The sequence below is a fragment of the Pseudoalteromonas sp. CR1 genome (genome assembly GCF_019392235.1).
Lineage (GTDB): Bacteria > Pseudomonadota > Gammaproteobacteria > Enterobacterales > Alteromonadaceae > Pseudoalteromonas.
In genome coordinates this window covers 1-268 of record NZ_JAHXRM010000288.1, presented here as the reverse complement: position 1 = coordinate 268, position 268 = coordinate 1, and the positions used below count along the sequence as shown (strand labels likewise).

The following is a 268-nucleotide window of genomic DNA, read 5'->3' as shown; positions in this document are numbered from 1 at the left end:
AAGTCCTCGCGGAGGCGCTCCTGGCGCACCGCCGGCGTCTCGTACTTTGCCGAACGTGGCTTGTCAGTGCCCGGGTTGCTGGCCACCATCACCGCGCCGAACAGGGCCACGGCAGCCCCCACAAGGGCCACCGCCGGACCGGCCGCCTGCGTATCGGCGCTGAGCACCGAGGCCCAGTCGGAGATGGACGTCGCATCCACCGACGTATCGTTCGTGCCGCCCTGCAGAAGCTCCTGGGCGCGCTCGGCCGCAGGACCGGCGGTAAGCA

General features: G+C 70.9%; 1 protein-coding gene. It reads right to left on the bottom strand.

Translation table 11 applies throughout. The features are described from left to right. Nucleotides 1-268, bottom strand: a 268-nt coding sequence (locus KZZ04_RS19440; RefSeq protein ID WP_219423914.1) for a Trp biosynthesis-associated membrane protein, incomplete at both ends; no start/stop codon positions are given.